General features: G+C 38.8%; 11 protein-coding genes and 1 pseudogene. 8 read left to right on the top strand and 4 right to left on the bottom strand.

Annotation, left to right across the window (positions count from 1 at the left end; all coding sequences use genetic code 11):
- Positions 1 to 79: 79 nt before the first annotated feature.
- From V7K89_RS18485 to V7K89_RS18475, 3 genes are read left to right on the top strand one after another with little or no spacing between them, the layout of a single operon-like run.
- On the top strand, positions 80 to 280 hold the full coding sequence (locus V7K89_RS18485) for a hypothetical protein (protein WP_335189581.1): 201 nt from the start codon (positions 80 to 82) through the stop codon (positions 278 to 280).
- Entirely contained in the window at positions 246 to 1547 is a 1302-nt protein-coding gene (locus V7K89_RS18480; protein ID WP_335189579.1) for a tetratricopeptide repeat protein, read from the top strand. Before V7K89_RS18485 ends, V7K89_RS18480 begins: the two co-directional genes overlap by 35 nt.
- Positions 1548 to 1573: 26 nt before the next feature.
- Positions 1574 to 2011, top strand: coding sequence for a hypothetical protein (locus tag V7K89_RS18475; RefSeq protein WP_335189577.1), 438 nt, complete (start codon positions 1574 to 1576; stop codon positions 2009 to 2011).
- Positions 2012 to 2174: 163 nt separating this feature from the next.
- On the opposite strand, the gene V7K89_RS18470 is transcribed toward V7K89_RS18475, so the two are convergent.
- Entirely contained in the window at positions 2175 to 2633 is a 459-nt protein-coding gene (locus V7K89_RS18470; RefSeq protein WP_335189574.1) for a DUF928 domain-containing protein, read from the bottom strand.
- A 225-nt stretch (positions 2634 to 2858) separates the two neighbouring features.
- Complete coding sequence (modA, locus tag V7K89_RS18465; protein ID WP_335189572.1) at positions 2859 to 3674, bottom strand: molybdate ABC transporter substrate-binding protein; 816 nt, start codon at positions 3672 to 3674, stop codon at positions 2859 to 2861.
- A gap of 195 nt (positions 3675 to 3869) precedes the next feature.
- Between modA and V7K89_RS18460 the strand changes: the two genes are divergently transcribed.
- The 3 genes from V7K89_RS18460 (at position 3870) to V7K89_RS18450 (ending at position 4945) form a co-directional block, all read left to right on the top strand.
- Positions 3870 to 4133, top strand: coding sequence for a hypothetical protein (locus V7K89_RS18460; RefSeq protein WP_335189570.1), 264 nt, complete (start codon positions 3870 to 3872; stop codon positions 4131 to 4133).
- Complete coding sequence (locus V7K89_RS18455; RefSeq protein WP_335189583.1) at positions 4025 to 4411, top strand: iron uptake porin; 387 nt, start codon at positions 4025 to 4027, stop codon at positions 4409 to 4411. Before V7K89_RS18460 ends, V7K89_RS18455 begins: the two co-directional genes overlap by 109 nt.
- Positions 4412 to 4735: 324 nt before the next feature.
- Positions 4736 to 4945, top strand: coding sequence for a TOBE domain-containing protein (locus tag V7K89_RS18450; protein ID WP_335189568.1), 210 nt, complete (start codon positions 4736 to 4738; stop codon positions 4943 to 4945).
- Here V7K89_RS18450 and V7K89_RS18445 read toward each other — a convergent pair.
- Complete coding sequence (locus V7K89_RS18445; RefSeq protein ID WP_335189566.1) at positions 4942 to 5145, bottom strand: hypothetical protein; 204 nt, start codon at positions 5143 to 5145, stop codon at positions 4942 to 4944. The two genes, V7K89_RS18450 and V7K89_RS18445, sit on opposite strands and share 4 nt — an antisense overlap.
- Positions 5146 to 5303: 158 nt before the next feature.
- Positions 5304 to 5439, bottom strand: a pseudogene (locus V7K89_RS18440) (substrate-binding domain-containing protein); the annotation flags it as partial.
- 173 nt (positions 5440 to 5612) lie between these two features.
- Here V7K89_RS18440 and V7K89_RS18435 point away from each other — a divergent pair.
- Both V7K89_RS18435 and V7K89_RS18430 read left to right on the top strand, forming a co-directional pair.
- Positions 5613 to 6371, top strand: coding sequence for a HesA/MoeB/ThiF family protein (locus V7K89_RS18435; protein WP_335189564.1), 759 nt, complete (start codon positions 5613 to 5615; stop codon positions 6369 to 6371).
- A 91-nt stretch (positions 6372 to 6462) separates the two neighbouring features.
- Positions 6463 to 7428, top strand: coding sequence for a helix-turn-helix domain-containing protein (locus V7K89_RS18430; protein ID WP_335189562.1), 966 nt, complete (start codon positions 6463 to 6465; stop codon positions 7426 to 7428).
- Positions 7429 to 7576 lie beyond the last annotated feature (148 nt).

Raw genomic sequence — 7576 nt, 5'->3', positions numbered from 1 at the left:
GACCGGATACTTAAAAACCTGAAGATAAAAGCTCAAGCTTTTGGCTTAGAGCTCATCCCTATTTCCAACGCTACGGAATGTGTTTCTTAGGAGTATTGCTGCTACAATTCCAATTGTGGAAGCTTCTGGCTGGGTAATTAATCGCAAGGGAAATATAGAATTATTAGCACAAGTTCCTCAACTCAACCCCCACAATTCTTGGCAAACACCTGCTGACTGTCCTGTATCTCAGGGAGGTGTGAAATATGGCAAAATTTCAGCTGCCAAAGCGAGTCGTTAGATTTGCGGTAACTCCCGTAGTCCTATTTACTCTTGCTGTTTTCCTGACTATTATCCCTAGCACATTTGCTAAACAACAAAAGACAAATTCACCAAACGGGTTTCACATTCCAATCAATAAACCGCCAGCCACAACACCACAGAAACTTCTTGAGCAAGGAGAAGCACTTTATCAAACTGGGCGCTTTACTGAAGCCGTAATTATTTTACAACAAGCTGTCCGTACCTATCAACGAGAAAGCAATAACCTTGCAAAAGCCGCAGCGCTGACTAACCTCTCTGTTGTATACCAGCAACTCGGCTCGTGGAAAGAAGCTTATGCAACTATTGACAATAGCTTAAATTTACTTGGCTGGGATGAGATAAATCAAAAGTTAAATGTCAGCAATCCAAAATCTGAATTGTTAGAAATTCTGGCACAAACTCTAAATATTCAAGGCGAATTGCAACTAGCACAGGGACAAACTGATGCATCTATAAAAACATCACAACAAGCAGAGCAAATCTGGAAGAAATTAGGTGATACTGCTGGAGTAACGCGCAGTCAGATTAACCAAGCACAAGCCCTACGAGTTGCTGGTTTTTACCACCGTAGCTTGAATATATTAGAGGAAGTATCCAAACAGTTACAAGCTCAACCTGATTCTGTTGTAAAAGTAACAGCTTTGCGATCGCTTGGCAATGTCTTACAACAATTAGGCGAACTGGAGTCATCCCAAAAAAACTTACAACAAAGCTTAGAAATCGCTCAACGTCTGCAACTGCCTCTAGAAATTAGTTTGACGGAATTTAGCCTCGGTAATACTACTAGGTTGTTAAGTAATATTAAAGATGCGAGCGCTCATTATGAAAATGCTGCCAAAATTGCACCAAACCCTCTGACCAAAGTTCAAGCCCTGATTAATCAGCTGAGTTTGCTTGTCGAAAACGAACGCATCACGGAAGCAAAGTCATTAATACCCACAATCCAATCTCAACTCCCCAATCTGCCTACCAATCAAGCTGGTATTTATGCACGAATCAATTTTGCTCAGACTTTAACCACAATTGGTAATAAAAAAGATATTGCAGAGATGTTGGCAAGTAGCGTTCAGCAAGCCAAAATAATCGGCGATGAACGTGCCGAATCCTATGCGCTGGGCAGCTTGGGAGAAGTTTACGAGCAGAACCAACAATTGCAAGAAGCACAGGATTTGACGCAGCAAACCTTATTTATAGCTGAAAAAATTAATGCCTCAGATATAGCTATCGCTTTGAGTGGCAGTTAGGACGCTTACTCAAAGCACAGGGAAATATGCCAGCAGCCATATCTGCTTATGATGCTGCTGTAACAACTCTTCAGTCTCTTCGCAGCGATTTAGTTGCGGTTAATCGAGACGTGCAGTTCAATTTTCGCGATCGCATAGAACCGCTTTATCGGCAGTCTGTAGAGTTGATTTTACAAGAGAAAGGACAAGGAAAACCAGATTTAGATAAAGCACCTCAGCGAATGGAAGCTTTGCAAGTCGCAGAACTCGACAATTTTTTCCGAGAAGCTTGCTTAAGCAATCAATTTGTGGTGTTGGACAAAGTAGTAGACCGCGACAACCCGAATACTGCTATTTTCTACCCGATTATTCTAGATAATTATTTAGAAATTATTATCAAACTTCCTAATCAAAGATTGATGCATAAAACTTCTCAAGTTAAACGTCAGCAAGTAGAGCAAATTATTACAGAAATACGAAATTGATTGTAGAAATCTAGGCTTATAGATACTTTTCTGGATATGAAATTATTAGCAGGTTGGTAATTTTATTAGAGGCATCATCACAAGATTATCCAAATTTATTGATTGCAATAAACTTTGCCAATTTTTTTTCAATAGATGCATCATTAAAATTAGAAATGCGTATTTATTCTAGCAGATTTAAAGCGTCAAACCAAATACCTTTTTCAGCATAAATTATAATTTTTTTTCGAGGCTCATTTGCGGCTTCTAATTGTTGCATAAGACGAACATCTAAATTGATTCTTTTAATATCTCCTTCTACATATACAGGAATGCTTACTGTCTCTTGGTTACAACGTACTTTTAAATACCAGCGATATATCTTATCTAGTTTTAATGAAGCAGTACTAGGGAGAGAAATACCAATGATACTTGGCTTTGAAGGTAGGGCGATCGCATTTCTATAAATATCATTTACCGCGCTATCTTGTAAGCTAAATTCAGCGCTTGAGTTAGACAAATCCTTAGTGTATGGGATGTAAAACCAAAACGTAGGCCGTTCTAAAGTGGTTAGACCCTCTACAGTTCCGATAATTGATTTGTTTGTCTGTGTGCCAACCTTTTGTTCCTGTTGAAATGGCACTAAGGCAGTGAGCGGGGTTGAAACCGCAGGGCAATTATCTCGACTACCCGTACAGAAAGCATTTAATCGATTTATTCAATAAATAAAACTTATGGTTTACAGTTTCTGATTGGTGCTAAAACTGCTGCAAGAAATCACTCACAGATTTCTCCAAACAGTGCTTATTAAGGCTGATTTGAGTAGTGCGTTGAATCCTCAACCAGCCTTGTCAAAATTCCTCTGCTGTTAACTACTAGCTACCATAAATCCCTGTTTTTTAAACACAGTTTTGGCTTCATTGCCCGATAAAAATTGTACAAAATCCTTAGCGGCATCAACATTTTTACTGCTTTTGAGAACTGCGATCGGATAGACAACAGGAGAATGGGTTTTTTCAGATGCAGTTGCTACAATTTTGACTTTTGGCGTACTTTTGGCATCTGAAAGGTAGACGACTCCAGCATCAGCATTGCCTGATTCTACGTAATTGAGAGCTTGACGAACGTCTTTGGCATAGACAGCTTTGCTTTTAACGGCGTCAAGAATTTTTAATGAAGTTAAGACTTGTTGAGCATATTGTCCAGCAGGGACACTTTTGGGTTCGCCTAGAGCAATTTTCTTAATGCGTGGTAAAGTTAAGTCTTTAAAATCAGCCACAACTGTGGAATTTTGGGGTATTATCAACACCACTTGATTTTTCAGCAAGTCCTTGCGAGTCCCATCAACTAACAAACCTTTTTGCTGTAAAGTATCTATCTGTTTAGTTGCAGCTGAGATAAAAACGTCAACTCCTGCACCCTGTTCAATCTGTTGTTGCAAAGCGCCCGATGAGCCAAAGTTGTAGCTTAGAGTAACATTTGGTTTTTCCTTACTGTAAAGAGGTTTGATTTCGTCCATTGCATCTCTAAGGCTAGCAGCTGCTGATATCGTCAAATTTGCTGTTTGGACTGCTGGGCTAGCAGTTGAGGATAAGTTAGGTGTAGTTGTTTGACTACAGCCGACGATTAGTAAAAATGAGATAAATACCCAACTGACAAAAGTCAAGATTCGTTTGTTATTCATTTGCAGTCTCTCAAGCATTTTTTCTTAATTAATTCATAATTTACCAATCTAGCGGACTAGTAACCAAAAAAACTGGTAAAAAATCACAGATTGAATTGACTGTTACCAAAAACTGCATCGTTACGGACAAAATTTCGGAAAGTTTTTACCAATTTATGTGGTAAAAACTTTCCCAACCAAAACTTAACTCTTGCTTTGAGCTATGCACACTCTTACTTTACTGGTGGCAATAATGATGTTTCCGTTTCGGGGGCTTATGGTAGCGCTTTCGCTAATACCCCATTTGGTGCTGGTGTTGCCACTTCAGCCAATTATTATGGGATAGAAACCAGCTATCGTTTTAACACCCAATTGGTACTGGTTGGGTTGGGTATAGTCAAGCGATCGCAGAGGTTAATTCTGGTGCAAATGTTAATAAAGGTGATAAGGCAGATATCTGGAACTGGACGGTCACTTTAGCTTTCCCTGATTTAGGCAAAAAGGGCAACTTGGGAGGTTTAATCTTTGGTCAACCACCCAAGGCGACAAGTAATGACTTTGACCCTGCTGTTCTTACTCCTACTAGTAATCTTCGTGAAGATAGCGATACATCTTTCCATTTAGAAGGATTATATCGCTACCAAGTAAATAACAATATCTCAATTACACCAGGCTTGATTGTGATATTTAACCCAGAGCAGAACAGCAATAATGACACTATCTACACAGGAGTTGTTCGTACTACATTCCGATTCTAAATAATTTTGCATTAAAAGGACGGTAGTCGTTATAACAGGGAGATGGTGTGTACTAGATGGCTTTGCTGACTTGTTAATGGAACGCCTTCCCGAATTGTGGAGACTGCCGTTGCAGAAGGAAATATGACTCGAACTAACTAATTTGTATTACTTTTATTACCAAAAAATTTGGTTTAAAAAGATGTAATTACCAATTTATTTAGTAAATTATTTGCGTATATTTTCTATATTAATGGATAGTAAAAATTCATATATTTTCTATCTGTAGCCATATAATACTTGTTATCATCTATGTGTAAATAAAAAAACAGTAGAAGTCATAAAATGCAAGTTAGCGCTCGTAATGCTCTCAAAGGAACTGTAAAAAACGTCATTGTTGGCTCTGTAAATACGGAAGTAACGATAGAAGTAGCACCAGGGGTAGAAATGACTGCAATTATTACCAAATCATCAGCAGAAAATCTCAAACTTACTGAAGGTAAAGAAGTCCACGCCATAGTTAAATCATCAGATGTAATAATTGCCATAGACTAAAATAATTGTTGGCATTCTATTGAGCAAGGGGCAATTAAACTGCCCCCTGTAAAACGATCGCATAGGTAAGTTGTTTGTAAAACTGTTCCGTTAATAATAAATAGATAAGCTAAACCAAAATTATTTAGTCTATTAGCCACATCACTAAATGTCTGCATAAAATTGCGATCGCTCCAGTAGGGCGAGGTAGTATTCCGCATTTCTCACAAGCTTGAGGGGAAGAAAGGGCAGAGGGGCAGAGGAGAAAGAACTTTTACAAGAACTTTCCTCAGCTCCCCTGCACAAGCTTTGAAAAATGTGGTGAGAAATCCGGGGTTTTATTCATGACTCTAAATATTTGCTATGACTCCCTAATCTTCTATAACTCCCTAATTTTGTTGATGTCATAGCCGCCGAGAATCTCTAAATTGCGATCGCACTAGCCGATGTCCCAAGATATTGATAAACTGCTCTACTGGTGATTGTTCCAAGTATTCTTTGAGAATTACCAGATTCGCATAGGCGTAGCCCGTCGTAGACATCGCTATATTTGCACATAGCTCCCTTAATAGTGCCTAGAATAAATACCAACTTTACAGGTAGCAGATCAGAAAAATGTATAGACAACTACAATACTTCCTACCAACTAAGTGGTAAATTTTACAACTGAATAAAGAGGTAAAAAGCGATGAACTTAACACCTAGTGAGTTAGAACGCTATCACCGCCAAATGATGCTTCCCAATTTTGGAGAAGCAGGACAAAAGCGCTTGAAGTCTGCAACAGTTTTAGTTACAGGTGTAGGGGGATTAGGTGGTACATCAGCACTTTATTTGGCAGTAGCAGGTATTGGGCGGCTAATTCTAGTTCGGGGTGGTGACTTACGGCTAGATGATATGAATCGTCAGGTTCTAATGACAAATGATTGGGTAGGTAAGCCAAGAGTATTCAAAGCCAGAGAAACTCTGCAAGCTATTAATCCTGATATTCAGGTGGAAGCAGTTCATGATTACGTTACAAAGGAAAATGTAGACTCTTTAGTGCAATCTGCTGATATAGCAGTTGATTGCGCCCACAATTTCACAGAGCGAAACTTGCTCAATCAGGCTTGCGTGCGCTGGCAAAAACCAATGGTGGAAGCTGCAATGGACGGAATGGAAGCTTACCTGACGACAATTATTCCTGGTGTTACTCCTTGTCTATCATGCTTGTTTCCAGAAAAACCGGATTGGAATCGGCGTGGGTTCTCGGTTATCGGTGCTGTTTCTGGAACACTAGCTTGTCTTAGTGCATTAGAGGTAATAAAGTTGATTACTAAGTTTAGTCAACCCCTATTGTCACAACTGCTGACAATCGACTTGATGCGAATGGAATTTGCCAAACGACATTCTTATCATGATCCTTCATGTCTGGTGTGTGGTAGTAGTTCTTGTTCGGAAAATTCGTAAACAATATCTTTATAAACAACCAAATCTACTTGATGAGTCAAGTCTTTGTTATTTTGACTCTTTAAATACTTCATAGTAGCTTACCATTACGATGACACTAATACTCTCGCAAGCAGATTACTTAAAATTACTGTACCAACCAGATATAATTCAACAGAATGAGAGTGGCGAGGAGTTTGACATCACCAGAAAGTATCAATTTGGGGAAGGGTATTGGCGACATATTCAGCTACGAGATAGCATATCTTTAGAGATTTCCAATTATCAGCAACCCAAATCATTCATTTTAAAACTTCATGAGCGAAAGCATCCATTAGAATTTCGGTTCTTTGTTTTACTAGAAAGTGAATTTAAAGATATTGAGTTCAAGGCTGGAGAATACTTTTTAAGTGGTAGTGGTATGGCATCTGAGTGCGCTGTATTCGAGCCATCAGCGTGGGTAATAGAAGTAGCTATTCACATACATCCAAATGTATTTCATAGCTTTGCAGAAAATGCATCTGGTAAACTCCCAAAAGAATTACAACATCTAATTAGACGTTGGGATCAACCGACTTATGAACGCTATGGAACTAAAACTCCCGCAATGCTTTTAGCAGTGCAGCAAATTCTTCAATGTCCCTACCAAGGCTTTACTAAACAAATTTATCTTGAAGGAAAGGTTTGGGAACTGGTAGCAATGGTAGTCGAGCAAGAGTTACAGCTCAACCAAGGTTGCTTCCAGATTAATGCACTTAAGCCATCAGATATTGACCGCATCTATAATGTTAGGGAAATTTTACTAAAACATCTAGACAATCCACCCTCTCTTATCGAACTAGCACGAGAAGTTGGTTTAAATGATTGCACAATGAAGCAAGGATTTAAGCAAGTTTTTGGTACTACAGTATTTGGCTACCTACATAACCACCGTATGGAACTAGCTCAAAAGCTACTGATTGAAAGAAATATGAATGTCACAGAAGTAGCCAGAACAGTAGGTTATGCTAGCTTACCTTCATTTAGTAATGCTTTTCGTAAGAAGTTTGGGGTAAGTCCTAAGTCCTGTCAGAAATAAAAATTCCGTCTCAAATAAAAAAAATTCCGGCTCGAATAAAACGCAAAAACTGAAAAGTTATAGCAGTCGCCATCTTAGTTAGGACGTAGAATATATAGAGAAGTGATTGATTTCTGCATTCGTATGGCAAACCCTTACAGTTATGATC

The organism is Nostoc sp., assembly GCF_036917515.1.
Taxonomy (GTDB): domain Bacteria; phylum Cyanobacteriota; class Cyanobacteriia; order Cyanobacteriales; family Nostocaceae; genus Nostoc.
Note: the sequence above shows the minus strand (reverse complement) of the source record. Positions and strands in the feature narration are given on the sequence as shown.

Excerpts from the sequence above, each read along its gene's own strand:
- V7K89_RS18480 (WP_335189579.1), top strand. The coding sequence starts at position 246 with ATGGCAAAATTTCAGCTGCCAAAGCGAGTCGTTAGATTTGCGGTAACT.
- V7K89_RS18475 (WP_335189577.1), top strand. The coding sequence starts at position 1,574 with ATGCCAGCAGCCATATCTGCTTATGATGCTGCTGTAACAACTCTTCAG.
- modA (WP_335189572.1), bottom strand. The coding sequence starts at position 3,674 with ATGAATAACAAACGAATCTTGACTTTTGTCAGTTGGGTATTTATCTCA.
- V7K89_RS18450 (WP_335189568.1), top strand. The coding sequence starts at position 4,736 with ATGCAAGTTAGCGCTCGTAATGCTCTCAAAGGAACTGTAAAAAACGTC.
- V7K89_RS18445 (WP_335189566.1), bottom strand. The coding sequence starts at position 5,145 with ATGCGGAATACTACCTCGCCCTACTGGAGCGATCGCAATTTTATGCAG.
- V7K89_RS18435 (WP_335189564.1), top strand. The coding sequence starts at position 5,613 with ATGAACTTAACACCTAGTGAGTTAGAACGCTATCACCGCCAAATGATG.
- V7K89_RS18430 (WP_335189562.1), top strand. The coding sequence starts at position 6,463 with ATGACACTAATACTCTCGCAAGCAGATTACTTAAAATTACTGTACCAA.